At 41.9% G+C, this 15795-nt stretch carries 17 protein-coding genes; 6 read left to right on the forward strand and 11 right to left on the reverse strand.

The window, feature by feature from the left end; genetic code table 11:
- Positions 1-67 precede the first annotated feature (67 nt).
- Genes nadD through OIM03_06210 form a run of 5 tightly spaced genes read left to right on the forward strand, consistent with a single transcriptional unit; the run spans position 68 to position 3409 of the window.
- Complete coding sequence (gene nadD, locus OIM03_06190; GenBank protein HJI73864.1) at positions 68-673, forward strand: nicotinate-nucleotide adenylyltransferase; 606 nt, start codon at positions 68-70, stop codon at positions 671-673.
- Between the two features lie 7 nt (positions 674-680).
- Complete coding sequence (yqeK, locus tag OIM03_06195) at positions 681-1268, forward strand: bis(5'-nucleosyl)-tetraphosphatase (symmetrical) YqeK (GenBank protein HJI73865.1); 588 nt, start codon at positions 681-683, stop codon at positions 1266-1268.
- Positions 1243-2133 (forward strand): LCP family protein, encoded by an 891-nt coding sequence (locus OIM03_06200; protein HJI73866.1) that lies wholly within the window; start codon positions 1243-1245, stop codon positions 2131-2133. Before yqeK ends, OIM03_06200 begins: the two co-directional genes overlap by 26 nt.
- A gap of 20 nt (positions 2134-2153) precedes the next feature.
- Complete coding sequence (gene rsfS / locus OIM03_06205; protein ID HJI73867.1) at positions 2154-2534, forward strand: ribosome silencing factor; 381 nt, start codon at positions 2154-2156, stop codon at positions 2532-2534.
- A 20-nt stretch (positions 2535-2554) separates the two neighbouring features.
- The gene (locus OIM03_06210) at positions 2555-3409 is read left to right on the forward strand and encodes a S1-like domain-containing RNA-binding protein (protein HJI73868.1); all 855 of its coding nucleotides are present in this window, start codon (positions 2555-2557) and stop codon (positions 3407-3409) included.
- 91 nt (positions 3410-3500) lie between these two features.
- On the opposite strand, the gene lexA is transcribed toward OIM03_06210, so the two are convergent.
- A complete protein-coding gene (gene lexA / locus OIM03_06215) occupies positions 3501-4139 on the reverse strand; it encodes a transcriptional repressor LexA (GenBank protein HJI73869.1) in 639 nt (212 codons plus the stop codon).
- A gap of 275 nt (positions 4140-4414) precedes the next feature.
- On the opposite strand from lexA, the gene OIM03_06220 reads away from it, so the two are divergent.
- Positions 4415-4678 (forward strand): LysM domain-containing protein, encoded by a 264-nt coding sequence (locus OIM03_06220; protein ID HJI73870.1) that lies wholly within the window; start codon positions 4415-4417, stop codon positions 4676-4678.
- 96 nt (positions 4679-4774) lie between these two features.
- Here the strand turns inward: OIM03_06220 and OIM03_06225 are convergent, their stop codons facing one another.
- The 10 genes from OIM03_06225 to OIM03_06270 form a co-directional block, all read right to left on the reverse strand.
- A complete protein-coding gene (locus OIM03_06225) occupies positions 4775-5770 on the reverse strand; it encodes a site-specific integrase (GenBank protein HJI73871.1) in 996 nt (331 codons plus the stop codon).
- Between the two features lie 458 nt (positions 5771-6228).
- Positions 6229-7512 carry an amidohydrolase gene (locus OIM03_06230; GenBank protein HJI73872.1) on the reverse strand — a complete coding sequence of 428 codons (1284 nt, stop codon included), beginning with the start codon at positions 7510-7512 and terminating at the stop codon, positions 6229-6231.
- Between the two features lie 8 nt (positions 7513-7520).
- A complete protein-coding gene (locus tag OIM03_06235; protein HJI73873.1) occupies positions 7521-8765 on the reverse strand; it encodes an adenosylhomocysteinase in 1245 nt (414 codons plus the stop codon).
- 4 nt (positions 8766-8769) lie between these two features.
- On the reverse strand, positions 8770-9822 hold the full coding sequence (gene mtnA / locus OIM03_06240) for an S-methyl-5-thioribose-1-phosphate isomerase (protein ID HJI73874.1): 1053 nt from the start codon (positions 9820-9822) through the stop codon (positions 8770-8772).
- The gene (gene mtnP, locus OIM03_06245) at positions 9819-10613 is read right to left on the reverse strand and encodes an S-methyl-5'-thioadenosine phosphorylase (GenBank protein ID HJI73875.1); all 795 of its coding nucleotides are present in this window, start codon (positions 10611-10613) and stop codon (positions 9819-9821) included. Before mtnP ends, mtnA begins: the two co-directional genes overlap by 4 nt.
- Positions 10610-11485 (reverse strand): Hsp33 family molecular chaperone HslO, encoded by an 876-nt coding sequence (locus OIM03_06250; GenBank protein HJI73876.1) that lies wholly within the window; start codon positions 11483-11485, stop codon positions 10610-10612. The genes mtnP and OIM03_06250 overlap by 4 nt, the downstream gene beginning before the upstream one ends.
- Positions 11486-11655: 170 nt before the next feature.
- The gene (gene rpe / locus OIM03_06255) at positions 11656-12297 is read right to left on the reverse strand and encodes a ribulose-phosphate 3-epimerase (GenBank protein ID HJI73877.1); all 642 of its coding nucleotides are present in this window, start codon (positions 12295-12297) and stop codon (positions 11656-11658) included.
- A gap of 5 nt (positions 12298-12302) precedes the next feature.
- On the reverse strand, positions 12303-13172 hold the full coding sequence (gene rsgA / locus OIM03_06260) for a ribosome small subunit-dependent GTPase A (GenBank protein ID HJI73878.1): 870 nt from the start codon (positions 13170-13172) through the stop codon (positions 12303-12305).
- A 6-nt stretch (positions 13173-13178) separates the two neighbouring features.
- Positions 13179-15038, reverse strand: coding sequence for a Stk1 family PASTA domain-containing Ser/Thr kinase (gene pknB / locus OIM03_06265; GenBank protein ID HJI73879.1), 1860 nt, complete (start codon positions 15036-15038; stop codon positions 13179-13181).
- A 3-nt stretch (positions 15039-15041) separates the two neighbouring features.
- The gene (locus OIM03_06270) at positions 15042-15782 is read right to left on the reverse strand and encodes a Stp1/IreP family PP2C-type Ser/Thr phosphatase (protein HJI73880.1); all 741 of its coding nucleotides are present in this window, start codon (positions 15780-15782) and stop codon (positions 15042-15044) included.
- Positions 15783-15795: the final 13 nt, after the last annotated feature.

Raw genomic sequence — 15795 nt, forward strand, 5'->3', positions numbered from 1 at the left:
GCCATATCTTGGAACTAATTATCACATTGCTGATATTCATTTCACTTACGGAAGTGGTGTTGTATATATGTCTAAACGCATAGGGATATTCGGCGGCTCTTTCAATCCGATACACATCGGTCATCTTGTTATAGCAGAAGCTGCATGGCAGGAGTTCGATCTTGAAAAAGTGCTTTTCATCCCATCTGGTGATACGCCTAACAAAGATATGCACCATATAGATAAATATTTAAGATACAACATGGTTCAGAAGGCAATAGAAGGAAATGAGCATTTTGATATATCTCCTATTGAAAGAGACCGCGAAGGTCCCTCTTATACGGTAGATACGATCAGGCTGCTGCGGATCTCATTGAACCATGACTGCCAAATTTTTTTCATTTGCGGCACTGATGCTATTGTCGATCTGCCGAATTGGAAATATAATAAGGAACTCCTTGATTCATGCGATTTTATCGCTGCGAGCCGGCCAGGGAGCGAGATACAGTTAGAGGAATCAATCCGCTTCTTTGGCGAAACCGGAATAAAGAAAATTCATCCCTTAAATACGCCTGAACTGGATATTTCCTCTACGAAATTAAGAGAATTAATTGCAAACAAGAAATCAGCCAGATATTTTATACCTGACAATATACTAGCTTATATTAAGAAATATCATCTTTATGAGGCGTGAGAGGTATATGGACTTAATAGATATTCAAAAGGACTTAAAAAAGGTACTCAGTGCGAAAAGATATCGTCATTCTGCCGGTGTTGCCGACTCGGCCAAGGCATTGGCCGATAAGTATGGTGCAAGTGCTGAGAAGGCATACATAGCCGGATGGGTTCATGACTGTGCAAAGGAATTATCTCTTTCAGAAATGCATGATATAGTCAATGAACATTCACTCAGACTTGATAAATATGTAATGTCCAGCAAGGCGCTGCTTCATGGGCCAGTTGGCAGTATTTTGTGTGAAACCAAGTATGGAATAGATGATAAAGACATCAAAAATGCAATTTTCTATCATACGACAGGCCGCACAAATATGACACTTCTGGAAAAAATCATTTTCCTGGCTGATTATATCGAGCCATCCAGAGATTTTCCCGGAGTAGATACTATCAGGAAGCTTGCGGGGAAGGATCTTAATCAGGCAGTTCTTTCTGCTTACAACTCAACAATCAAGCATTTAATTGATCAGGATGCTTATATATATGATTTAACTTTCCTCGGCAGGAATGATATGGTTCTTTTGATAGATGGTGAAAATGATACGGCCAGATAAAAAGAGAAAAGGAAAACTTAAAATAGGGCGCATACTGCTTGCCGTCCTGCTTTGCATCGCCTGTGTCTTTCTGGGCATATCCGCTTTCAGCAAAATAGGATTTTCAAGCAGGATTTTAGGTCAAAAAGACGCAGGGCCTTCCTATTACCTCGTTATCGGAACATATGATAAAGAGAATACCGATGCAGATCTTATACTGCTTGTTGCATGGAATGAATTCAATAAGAAGGTTTCATTTATATCCATACCGCCAAATACCCAGATCGGACGTCCGGAGGGCAAAAGTGTACTTCTGAATAAGACGTATTCAGAAGGCGGCGCTGAGGAAACGAAGAGTGCGATAGAGAATCTGCTGCATATCAGGATTAATAAATACGCGGTACTCAATACTTCTGACTTTGAAAATCTGGGCATCACAGAAAAAGGTGTAAACCTTTACGTTGAAAAGGATATGAGTCATTCTGACAAGGACGGAGAGCCTGATATAAACATACGCAAGGGATATCAGAAACTTGATGGCAATCAGGCACTTGGCTATTTACGTTTTATTGATGCTCAGGATGGCGAAATAGGGCGCCTGCAAAGGCAGGAAAGATTGATCAAGGCATATATTGCCTCTCTTCAGAATAATCCCTCCTTATATAACTGGGTTGAGGCCAGATACCATTGGGACAGCGTTGATAGTGATATAACTCCTTCTGAGATGGCTAAAATCATCTATAAAGTCTCTGGTTATGAATCCTCCGATTTCAAATTTATCATTCTTCCAGGGGAAACACAGACGAAAAACGCTCAAAAAGTCTGGGTTATGAACCCGGTAGAGGCTCAAAAGATCATTGCAATGACCATGGAGCAGGATAGTTAATTATATTAAAGGAGATAATAATGAATAACGTTTTACAAACAATATGCGATGCATTGGCAAACAAAAAATGTGTTAATACAAAAGTACTGGATGTACGTGAATTAACTACGATCGCAGATTATTTTGTTCTTACTTCTGCCAGAAATAAGAAAAATACACAGGCTGCAGCAGATGAAGTCGAAGAAAAACTTAAGGAAACAGGAATTATCGCTATAAGAAAAGAAGGCTATAACGAAGGCGACTGGATCCTTCTCGACTTTGGTGATATTCTTGTTCATATCTTTATCGATGATGAAAGACGCAGATTTGATTTCGATACTTTATGGAAAGATGCACCTGCTGAAGAATTCCATGAAGCAGAAGTGCCGGAAAATGATGCTGGCAGCAATAAATTGCCATGAGGAATAGTGATTTGAAGGCAATGGTAAATTTAAAAGAAAATACAATTGAAGAACTTACCGTAGTACGTCTTTCGGATATGGGCGCATTTTTAGAAGCTGGAACCGGTAATACAAGCGATGACATACTGCTGCATAACAATCAGCAGACTCACCCGGTGGAAGTAGGCCAGAAAATTACGGTATTCTTATACCATGACCCTCATCACCGTTTGACGGCAAGTATGCGTCTGCCGCAGATTCCACTGGGCGGCATAGGTTATGTCTGTGTTCTTTTGACCACCAGATTTGGTGCATTTGTCGATGTCGGTACGGAACGAGGTATATTCCTTCCGTTCTCGAACATGATTGGACGAGTGGAAAGGGACCAGTATATCTGGGTTAAATTATACAAGGACAAATCTGACCGTCTCGCTGTGACTATGCATGTAGAAGATGAAATGAGAAGAATCGCACTGCCCTGCCTTGAGTATAAGGTGGGTGACTCCATTACAGGGACCATCTATAACCTGACTCCGGAGGGTGCATTCCTTATCTCCAAAGATCGTCATATTTTATTTTTACATAAATCTGAACTCCGTGACGATATAAAAATGGGAAGCGAGATCAAAGGAAGAATCGTATTTATCAGGAAAGACGGCCATGTAAACATATCCCTGCGTCCGCAGAAGGAATCCGCGATAGGTACTGATGCCGAAGCACTCCTGAAAAAGCTCGAGGAAAATGGGGGAGAATTGTTCATTACAGATTCTTCAGATCCACAGGAAATTAAAGATATGCTGGGTGTCAGCAAATCCGCATTTAAGCGTGCAGTTGGAAATCTGTTAAAGAAGAAATTGATTGATTTAGGTGAAAATTCGATTCGATTAGTAAAATAGAATGTATGACAGCATAAAAAGGGCTGTGACGAAATGATTACACATTTTGTCACAGCCCTTTTTGGCTGATTAGTTATAGAAACAGAATGCCTTACATGTGTCTGTATAAACCGATAACCTTGCCTCTGATGATAACATCTTTAGAAATAATCGGTTTATAAGCATCGTTTTCCGGCTGAAGCCTGATATGATCTGCTTCCCGGTAAAAACGCTTGACAGTTGCCTCATCATTGCCGACGAGAGCAACAACGATATCTCCGTTTCTCGCATCATCCTGTTCGGATACAATCAGATAATCGCCTTCCTTGATACCGGCATTAATCATGCTGTCTCCTCGAACGACAAGAATAAAGCAATTATTATCTTTCCCAATGAGCTCAGACGGCATAGGGAAAATTGATTCCAGGTGTTCATCAGCAACGATTGGTTCACCTGCACGAACAGCTCCAACCAAAGGCATAGGGATCATCTTCTTATGACGCCAGGAAGCATCATTGACAACTTCGATAGCTCTGGAACTGGCCGGATCCCTTTTTATAACGCCAAGTTCTTCCAGGCGGGCGAGATATCCATGTACTGTTGAAGTGGAGCGTAATCCAACAGCCTGACAAATCTCACGAACAGTAGGCGGAAATCCGTCTTCCCAGACCTTCTGTCTGATAAAATCCAATATACTCTGTTCTCTACTTGTCAATTCTCTATCTTTTTTACCGAGTCTTTTAGCAGCCACTTTTTATAAACGTCCCTTCTAAAACAAACTTTCTTATTTATATATAATATGAATATTTATTTGCTATTATTATACAATACCATATTTTCAAAATCAAACAAGAGTTCACAGAAACGTCAGAATTCAATATATCTAATGTTCGGAACATATTAAAAATTATCTAAATTTTAATTTTATGTTCGATTGTGCGAATCTTTGTTTTGGTGTAGTATCTTATATAGAAATAACGTTCTAAAGAATAATAGTTTGTTTTGAGATTTTAGGAGGCTGCTATTATGCATAAAATAATTTTCTTACTAATTACTACCGTATTATTCTGCGGCTGGGGTGTAAATGCTTCAGTTGCTTCAGTTGCACCTTTGTATGAGACCGTAACCGTTGAGTCCAATGATACTCTTTGGAGCATTGCGGCTTCCAGAACAGATGATACTAGGGATATAAGAGAAGTCATCTATGATATCCAGAAATTAAATGGAATAAAGGATCCGGGGCAGATCCAGCCAGGTGATAAAATCAAGGTAAGAACATCTGCTATATAAAAGTGATAGTTCTTTAGAAATTAAAGCGTCAGTACAGAATCTATTCAAATAGAATCTATACTGACGCTTTTTTTCTAATCAGGCATGTACTTACAGTTATTTTTTATTGAAAATGGCACTGATTGGGTTGTTGACGAACAAATCAGCTTCATTAATATATCTTCTAACCATTTCAACTGAACGATGCCGGGTCTGCCTCATAATCAATCGTTCTTCAACACCATTCAAGGCAGCATATGTGGCAAACCCATGCCTAAGGCTGTGTGCTCCATATAGATCAGGATTCAGTCCAATCATTGCCACATACTTTTTCACGATTAAATTAATGCTCTTGGAGCTAAGCCGGTTTTTAGAGGCCGTATTATTCTTGAGAATAGAGCGGAACAGGGGACCATCGACCAGATTCGCAGCGGTAATCCACTGCTCGACGGCTTTAACACAGTCAAAATCGTCGTCACTGATGCATGGGATACCGACTTGCTGGCCCATTTGCTGCTGATCCGTTTTGGATTGTCTGACTGTCACAATAATACCCTGGTGAACCCTTTTAATATCTGTTACGTCTAAACCAGAGATTTCGCTTCTGCGGAATGCGCCCATAAATCCCAGCAATAAGACTGCCTTATCTCTTAATCCGCCCAGATTTTTTGTATCAATACATTTGATCATATCACACAGCTGATCCCAATATATCGGGGTTTTCCCGGTCTGGGCGCCGCCCTTGAGTCTGGTCAGGCCGGTTAAGGCCTCCTTGACGATCCATTCCCGGCAGGGGTTTTCGACCTTTATACCGGAAGTAATAGCTGCGTTATAGTTTTCCGAAATGGCACTGACCCTTCTCCTGATGGTAGCCGTTTTGGCGTAATCTGCTAAATCATTGATATAGTTGACAATTGTTTCAGCAGTTGCGGGAAAGGACGTTTGCTTATGGTATTTGCACCAATCGCAGAAATCATCCCAATCAGACCTGTATGCATCAATCGTATTCTTAGCCTTTGTACCGGCCAGAGAGTTCAAACTTTTTGCAGACAACTCTTCCTGCATGATTTTTGATTTTTGAAAATCACTGATATAAAAATTATTGCCATCCATTTATTGTAATCCGATCCTTCCAGTAAAATGCATATTATTATTATATGCTATCACATATCATATCCAAAAGAAATTCAAAAAAATAGGTGGTACCATTTAAATGTAAAGGAATGGAAATATAGGAAGGGTTTTGTGGCTTAGATGATTTAAAGGGAGACTTAGTCATGATCTTGCATGGATATTCCCAGGATTCAAATCAATAAAACTCCCAAATTAAATGACCACCTGTATTATCAGGTGATCATTTAATTCGAGTCATTATAAAAAATAGAATTGGTTGTTGTATCCAAATAGGAAATCTATCCTTATCCCGTTTTTTAGCAACAGAACGCCAAAAAGAACGAATAAGAGGGGTAAAAGCATTATAGAAGAAACCGGGCTGTTTTTGGGGGATTTTGTAGGTTCCGATAATTTAATGTTATCGGAAGTAAAGATCAATCTATCCCTACCCGTCAAATTCAGCCTGCAAACGAGAATAATTTATCCGTAACTCTGGAAACTTCGCGTTTCATTCTTTCAACATCAATGGTGAGCAATTCCTTATGGCGCATTACGACTTTGCCATTAATCATTACGGTATCGACATCCATTGAGTTTCCAGAATATACAGCCAGCGAAATGCTGTTAAATCCGGGCATCCAGTTGAAGCCTTCACGATTTACGAGAATGATATCTGCAAGGCTTCCCGGTTCAAGAGTGCCAAGATTGTCATAGCCCAGGCATTTAGCACCATCAACAGTAGCCATGTTCAAAGCTTCCAACGCATTGATGGCTAATGGATCGTTGTCCTTCACCTTATGAATGAGTGCTGCCAGACGCATTTCTGCAAACATATCAAGTTTGTTATTGCTGGAAGCCCCATCGGTTCCGAGCCCCACCGTTATACCGGCTGCCCTCATCTTGGTCACTGGCGCGATTCCTGATGCAAGCTTGAGGTTGCTTGTCGGGTTATGTGCTACATGTACATCTTTCTCCTTCATGATCTTGATATCAGCGTCATTTACATGTACACAGTGTGCTGCCAGGGTTGGAAGGTCAAATAATCCCAGATCATTCATTAAAGCAATTGGAGTTTTTCCATATTCCTTCAGACAATTGTCAACTTCACCTTGTGTTTCGGACAGATGGATATGAATGGGCATGTTGTATTTCATGCCTGCATCCCTGACCTTCCTGATGTAATCAGGCGGACAGGTATATGGAGCATGAGGTCCGAGCATAACCTTAAATCTTCCGTCTCCTGCATTATCCCAGTTTTTATAGAGCTCAATGTTCTCTGCCAGTCCCTTGTCCCCATTGGGTCCGATTCCGGCCAGTCCTCTGGCCAGGTTCCCTCTCATTCCAGCCAGGTCGGCAGCTTTTGCACAGGAATCCATGAACATATACATATCGCAGAAAGCTGTTGTTCCCCCGCGGATCATTTCCGCGAAGGCGAGCATGCTTCCCCAGTATACAATATCATCATCAAGATGATCCTCAGCCGGCCAGATCTTATTCTGAAGCCAGTCCATCAGTTCCATATCATCAGCATAGCTCCTGAATAAAGTCATTGCCACATGAGTATGCGTATTGACAAGGCCAGGAAGGCAAAGCATATTATTCCCTTCGATAACTTCATCATAGGCTGCCGGATCAGGATTATCGGGAAAATCTTTGATATACTTTCCATCAATTACGATGTTCTGGTTTTCCACAATGGAATTGTTCCTAAAAACTGCTGCATTTCTGATAAGTGTTGACATATTCCCTCCTAGTCAAGTCCCAGATATTTTTTCTGTTCTTCAGATAAGCTGTCGATCTTATAGCCCATAGACTGAAGTTTGATTTGAGCAACTTTGGTATCAAGTTCATGAGGAAGTGTATATACTGCCGGTTTCATATCCCTGCCATGGCCTAAAAGGTACCAGACTGCCAATGTCTGCATAGCAAAGGACAGATCCATGATTTCAGCCGGATGTCCATCGCCGGCTGCCAGATTGACCAGGCGTCCTTCTGCCATTAAGAAAACAGTCTTGCCATTTGGCAGTACATATCCTTCAATATTCTTTCTGGCTTCATATTTCTTTGTACAGATGCGCTCAAGGTCAGCACGGCTGACTTCGCAGTCGAAATGGCCAGCATTAGCACAGATAGCGCCATCTTTCATCTGCATGAAGTGTCTTTCTGTAATAACATCGATATCGCCGGTTACAGTCAGGAAGATATCCCCTACTTTTGCAGCCTCATCCATAGGCATGATTTCAAAGCCATCCATGACTGCTTCAATAGCCTTGATCGGATCGACCTCAGTTACGATGACATGAGCGCCGAGTCCTTTTGCACGCATGGAAACGCCCTTGCCGCACCAGCCGTACCCGGCAATGACTACGGTTTTGCCGGTAATTGTCAGATTTGTGCTTCTGATAATCCCATCCCAGGCCGACTGTCCTGTCCCGTAACGGTTATCGAAGAGATATTTGCAGTAAGAATCATTTACCGCAATCATTGGGAATTCCAGCTCGCCAGCCTTTTCAAGGATTTTTAAGCGATGAACGCCGGTTGTGGTTTCTTCAGAGCCGCCGATTAAGTTGACCTGGGCGTCCTTGCGGGTCGTATGAAGCAGATGAACAAGGTCGCCGCCATCATCGATGATGATATCAGGTTTATGATCGAGTGCCTTATTTAAGAAAAGCGTATATTCCTCATCCGTGCAGCCATGCCATGCATAAACGGTGATTCCGTTATCAACCAAAGCAGCCGCAATAGGATCCTGTGTTGAGAGCGGATTGCTTCCTGTACAGATAACATTGGCACCAGCAGCCTTTAGGGTAAGTGCCAGGTAAGCAGTTTTAGCCTCAAGATGAATGGACATGACCACAGTCTTTCCCTTGAAAGATTGATCAGCGGAGAATTCTTCTTTCAGTGTATTTAAAACAGGCATAAATTTCTCTACCCAGGCAATACGCTGTTTGCCTTCCTCAGCTAAATTAATATCGCGTATCATTGATTCGTTCATTGTATTAACCTTCTTCCTTGTAAAATCTTTTAATATTGTCTGTATATGGCGGGACTATAACGCCTTTCTCAGTGATAATCCCAGTTATCAGATGATTGGGAGTCACATCGAATGCCGGATTGAATACAGGAACATCCTTGGGGGCCAGCTGGATTCCCTTGTATGTTCTTACTTCATCCGGATTTCTTTCCTCAATAACAATTTCGCCACCGCTTTTGATAGAGGTATCAAATGTGGAAAACGGTGCAGCCAGATAAAATGGTATGTGATGATAAGAAGCAAGAACAGCAAGTCCATAGGTACCAATTTTATTGGCGCCATCTCCATTAAGAGCGATCCTGTCTGCTCCGACGATAATGGCATCAATATGTCTGGTATTCATAACCATGGCAGCCATATTATCCGTAATCAGACAGCACGGAATTTCATTTGCCATGAGTTCTGTTGCGGTTAAACGTGATCCCTGCAAAAGTGGCCGCGTCTCATCGGCATATACACATGAAATCTGGCCTCTTTCGTTAAGCTCCTTTATAACACTGAATGCCGTGCCGTCCCCCGCCGTAGCAAGTGCACCCGTATTGCAGTGTGTCAGAATGTTAAGGGCAGTTTTGCCTTTAAATAAATCAGCTCCGTGTAAGCCAATACGCCTGCACATATCCCGGTCGGAATATTCAATGTCTTTCGCTTTTTTCAGCAATTCTGCCCCGACTGTTTCCAGGCGCTCTGAATGAGAATAAACTTCTTTCATTTCAGAAATTGCCCAGGACAGATTAACGGCTGTAGGACGAGCTGCTTCAAGTTCGTCCAGCGCTGCATAAAAACGTTCCGTCAAAGCACTGTCAGAATATGCCCTGCATTCCCTGAAAGCCAGGACAGATGCGTAACCGGCCGCAACGCCAATGGCAGGCGCTCCTCTGACAGCCAGTTTCTTGATGGCAGAGATGACATCCTTATACGAATAACAGTCGATATAAACAATTTCATCGGGTAATTTTGTCTGGTCGAGAAGAATCAGGTGATCTTTATCCCATTTCAATGACCAAAGACCTTGTTTCATAACTGAAATCCTCCAAAGTCTTTGGCGGCATGTCTGCAGTCGCAGTCGGTATCAGGATCAAATTCCTGAGAAAGGATCGTAATGATCTTAACAAAACTCTCAATATTCTGATTCATGCATTCAACAACTTCGCGATGTGTCAAAGATTGTTTCGAAATGCCTGCAGCGAAATTTGTTACCATGGAAATGGTAGCGTAGCACATTTCAGCTTCTCTGGCGAGCTGGCACTCCGGCACATTTGTCATGCCGACAACATCAGCTCCCCACATCCGATATGCTTTGATTTCAGCAGGAGTTTCAAATCTGGGGCCTTCTGTACAGATATAGGTTCCTTCTGGATGAATGATGATTCCTTCACGGTGTGCAGCATCCAGGATGGCAGCGCGAAGATGCGGGCAATATGGATGTGTCATATCAATATGAGCAACTCCATGCAGTTCGCCGTCATAGAAAGTACCGATTCTTGATTTCGTCTGATCGATGAATTGATCAACCAGTACCAATTCTCCGGGCTTGTAGTCGGGATTCAGAGATCCAACTGCTGTTGTCGATACGATGGAAGATACTCCCAGCGCTTTTAAAGCATAAATGTTGGCCCTGAAGTTGATTTTATGCGGCGGGATTGTATGATTCACGCCATGTCTTGCCATAAAGACAATCGGCTTATCCTTGAAATATCCTAATTCATATTTCGCTGTCCCATATGGAGTTTCAATCGTTTCGCTATGTAGATCAGTTAATATTTCAGGATTATAAACACCTGTACCACCAATAAATGCTAATTTATTCATTGAATACCCTCCCCTTCATCGTTAAACCATTTAACTAAAGTTGACCTTGGTATATGATATTTCTTACCACAATAATGGCAGCAAACTTCTGTAACTTCGTCTTCCAGCAATTCATTTCTTTCCGATTCAGGAAGCAGAAGCAGCGAATTTCTTATATGATCCAAATTGCAGGTACACTGGAATTTAATGACCGATTCGCCAATGGGAAGGAAGCCTTCCTTTTCTATCAGGCAGCTTAAAGACGATGCATCCTCTTTATCTCCAAAGATTTTCCATCCCGTGCTGTTCAGGATAAACAAATCATCATATAATTCCTTATTTGCCTGAGGAGTCATCTGTGCCAGGAAGCAGGCAACTCTGTCAAGCTTTCCGTCTTCTCCTAACTGAAATTGGATATCCAGATACGAATCCGTTTGATCTGATTCGTTCAGATAAGAAGTAAAACATTCAGAGATACTATTGCATGATGCGTTTACTGTGCTGATATATGGCTGTTTCAACAGGGAATACCTTGTGATGAACAGCTGCGCATTTTCACAAACAAGCCTTTTCTCTTCAGCAGGATCATATTTATCGAAAGCCCCTGCTTCGGGATTTTCTATAAATCCTCTTACATAATGACCTTCATAAGCATCAGCCCGGATAATTCCCAATGGTGAATGCGTAACCCACTTCAGAGAGATTCCTTCGTGATTTTTGAAATCAGTTGCCAGTGCAGCAGTTGCAGCGAGAATTTTGCCAATGATTATTTCAGAAAATAATGAAAGATTGTGTATATCCCCAGCTTCTTTTGCTGCATCGGTAACATCTGCAACAGTGATTCGGAGTCCTTCATGATTAAGTAAGTGTTGGATAGAATTTTTAGTGATCAATTCTTTTTCCTCCTAAAACCAGTCCCAGAAATTATCAATTGATATAGACCGGATTACAATACTCTTAAAGTACCAATCGTATATATTTTACCATTATCACATGACAAAATAAAACCTGTACCTCTGATTTAAATCAATAAGGTACAGGTTTTATTTTGATCGGGGAATAATTACACCTTCAAAGACTCAATGGCATCTTTTCTGTCTGGCTGATTAAATACCGATGAACCAGCAACAAGTATATCTGCTCCGGCATTTTTCAGTAATCTGGCATTGTCCTTATTAACGCCGCCATCAATCTCTATTAAAGTGGAAAGCTCCTTGTTTATGATGAAATCCTTCAAACGTCTTACTTTATCAAGGGTATAAGTAATGAATTTCTGACCGCCAAGACCCGGATTCACGGACATGATAAGCACATAATCCAATAGTGGAAGGACTTCTTCTATAGCTCCTATCGGCGTACCCGGATTCAGCGCGATACCTGCTTTGATATTCCTTCCTTTGATGTTCTGTATCATTCTGTCCAAATGAGAGACTGCTTCTACATGGAAGGAGATGTACTGGACAGAGATAGATTCCAATATATCCAGATAATCCTGAGGATTATAGGTCATGAGATGTACATCAAGCGGCAAATTGGTTACTGAACGGATAGACTTAACCACTGGCGGGCCAAATGAAATATTTGGTACAAAATGGCCATCCATAACATCCAGATGAAGAAGGTCTGCTCCGTTTTGCTCCACATCGCGGATTTCATCTTCGAGTCTGACAAAATTGGCAGCTAATACTGACGGTGCTATTTCCATAAGAACTATCTCCTGTTCTTTTCTGAATTCAATTCACTAAGAAGTTTGATGTAATCATTATATCGTTCCATCTGGATATCTCCGTTTTGCACGGCATCCCGGACGGCACAGTCTGGCTCCTTGTTATGTATGCAGTCATTGAATCTGCATTTGCCCAAATAAGGCCTGAAGTCCTTAAAAAGATAGGCTGTCTCTTCCGGCATCAAGTGATTAAGATTAAGCAGCGTGTATCCGGGGGTATCCATAAGAAGACTGTGATCGGAGTATTTGACGAGTTCCGCATGACGGGTTGTTGTTTTTCCCCGTCCTGAATGACTGCTGACTTCCCCGGAGATAAAATGAGAGGATCCCAGAATATAATTCAGAAGACTGGATTTCCCGACACCTGAAGGACCGGAAAAAGCAATGATTTTCCCCTTTAAAAGCATCTGAACATTTCCAAGTCCGTATTTTGTTTCTAAAGAGGTACAAATACAGTCATATCCGGCATTTACATAGTAATCCCGGACAGAAAGCGCATGAGATGGATCCAGATCATATTTATTAATAATGATTGCCGGATTTATCCCAGCATATTCCGATAGGACGATCATCTTGTCCAATAGATATTGATCCAGATCAGGACTTTTGATCGCAGAAACCAGGATAAGCTGGTCAACATTGGCTATAGGCGGACGATGAAGAACCGTCAACCGGGGATGTACATCCTTAATCAGCATCTGCCCTGAATCATCCATCTCGCAGTCAACATAATCTCCAACCAGTATATCGGTTTTCTTTTTTAACTTTCCTCTGGACCGGCAAGATGCCGTCTCATTATTATCCAGTAAGACATTAAAGTAGCCATTTTGGTTCTTAAGTACAATGCCATTCATAGCGGACTAAAGCTCCCTGTCCTGAACGACAGAACCATCAATAACAACCTGGACCCTGACATTGCCTACACCAGAGACATCCTTATTGATTGTGCTTCCAGCATTAACCTTCGCATTATAGACCGTATGCTTTCCGGTATCATCAGTTACATAGATTTCTACCTGACGTGCATTGCCTTCTTTTGGAATTGTAATATTGACTGTCCCGTTTTTCTTCTGGCTCTTGGATTTTGATCCAATCGTAAGATTTACAACATTGGAATTCGTCTGTTCCCCACCGGCCGGATCCTGCGAAACTACAACTGCATTGGGATCATCAGCTGCTGTACCGTCAGAAGAGGTTATTGTACCTACGGAAAGTTTCATGGAAAGCAGGGAATTACGTGCATCAGATAACGACATTCCAGTCAAATTCGGAACACTTACCTTTTGACGCATGTTGATAACTATATTGATCCGCGTCCCCTTCGTTGCCTTTGCGCCGGAATCCGGGCTCTGGGAAATAATAACATCGGAAGGCTTGTCCGGATCATTTCCATTTTCAACTGCTCCCAAGGACAATCCCATCTTATCCAGACGTTCTTTTGCCTGCTCCAAAGTCAGACCCTTCAGGTCTGGAATAAGCATGGTCGAACCGCCCTTGCTTACGGTCAGATGAATGATCCTCTGTGCTTTCACATTGGTACCGGCCGGAGGCGTCTGTGAAATAACCTGACCGGAAGGTACATCATCACTGGCGATTTCATCTACAGAAACCTTCAGGTTCAGCTTTTTCAGAGATGTTTCAGCGACCTCTACCGGTTTTCCCACTACGTTCGGAACGGAAATGTTTTCAGCACTCCAGAAGTTTCCGAAAGTAAAGAAAGCCCAGGCAAAACAGATCGCAAATAAAGCTACCATCGCAATCCAGATGTACTTCTGCGGGAGATTGGCAATAAAAGTAGCCACTTTCCCGTCCTTTTCCAGTACGATGGGTTTTTGTTTTGTAGGAAGAGGACGAGTCAGCGCAGTAAAATCATGAGACGCCGGCTTATTATAGATTGAAGTCGTAAATCCCTGTGCGATTTTCAATTCTGAAATGAAATCAGAGACGGAATCATATCTTTTATCTGGATCCCGCTGAAGGGCTGTAAGAAGGCATTCTTCCAGCATTGGCGAAATGGCCGGATTATATTTTGTCGGCCTGGGAATATCGCCCTGCATATGCTGAAGAGCAATACTTACCGCTGTCTCACCTTCAAACGGCAGATGATGAGTCAGCATCTCATAAAGAACAATACCCAAAGAGTAAATATCTGTCTTAGCCGTTATCTTATCACCGGCAGCCTGTTCAGGCGACAGGTAATGAACGGAACCCAGGATGGACTGTTTATCTATAACAGTAGATGAGTTGATTGCTCTTGCAATGCCGAAATCAGTTACTTTGACCTTTCCATTGGTGGTCAGCAGTATATTATGCGGCTTGATATCACAGTGAATAATGCCATTCGCATGTGCTTCTTCCAGTGCATTGCCGATACTGATAGCAATTCTGACAGCTGTATCAATGGGAATATTAGGGTGTGACTGGATATATTGCTTCAGTGTCTCCCCTTCGACATATTCCATAACGATATAGTGAATATCGCCATCACAGCCGACATCATAAATTCCTACAATGTTTGGATGTGTTAATTTTCCTGCGGATTGCGCCTCATGTCTGAATCTTACAATGAAATCATTATCCTCAGCAAAATTGCTATGCAGAATCTTAACGGCTACGATGCGATCCAAAAGGATATCTTTGGCCATATAAACATCAGCCATGCCGCCAGAGCCGATTTTCTTTATAATTTCATATCTGCTATCTAGAATTTTTCCGGTCATAAATTACTCCAATGTTTCTGTAAACTGAACCAGAATAAGAGACACATTGTCTTTTGCTCCTGCATCATAAGCTTTTTCCATTAAATCCTTGTCTAACTTTTTTAAGTCATCCTGTGTTCTTCTTGGATTATCAGCAATAACAGACCTGATGACGTTATCATCAATCATACCCGTCAAACCATCTGAGCAAAGCAGAACCAAAGAATCATTATCCAACTTAAAATGCCCGGTATCCACAGTCAAAGATTTTTCAATTCCGACTGCCCTGGTAATTTCGTTTTTCCGGGGATGAAAACGCATATCTTCCCTGGATATTTTTCCTTCATTGACAAGTTCCATAACAAATGAATGATCCGTAGTGATTTGTTTCAGTATATTATCGTGCCAAACATATAAACGGCTGTCTCCTACATGAGCCCAATTCAAGGTATCTCCGATCACTGAAGCAGCTATCATTGTTGTACCCATAGAAAGAAACTGATCGTCATCCTGCTTCCGGTCCAATATGGCCTGGTTAGCCAGCAGTATAGATTCCTTTAAGCTGGATTCAGAGAGTTCAGCAGGGTCAAGGCGCTCCAAAAAATTACCAGCACTCTCGACAGCAAGTGTGCTGGCAATCTGGCCGCCTTCATAGCCGCCCATACCATCTGCCAATATATAAACATTTTCTACATCCAGATTGATCGCGTCTTCATTAACTTTTCGGACTAATCCGGTTCTTGAATCACCCAATGTAAGTATCATAGAAACCAATGCC

Source organism: Veillonellaceae bacterium (assembly GCA_025992895.1).
Lineage (GTDB): Bacteria > Bacillota > Negativicutes > Veillonellales > Dialisteraceae > Dialister.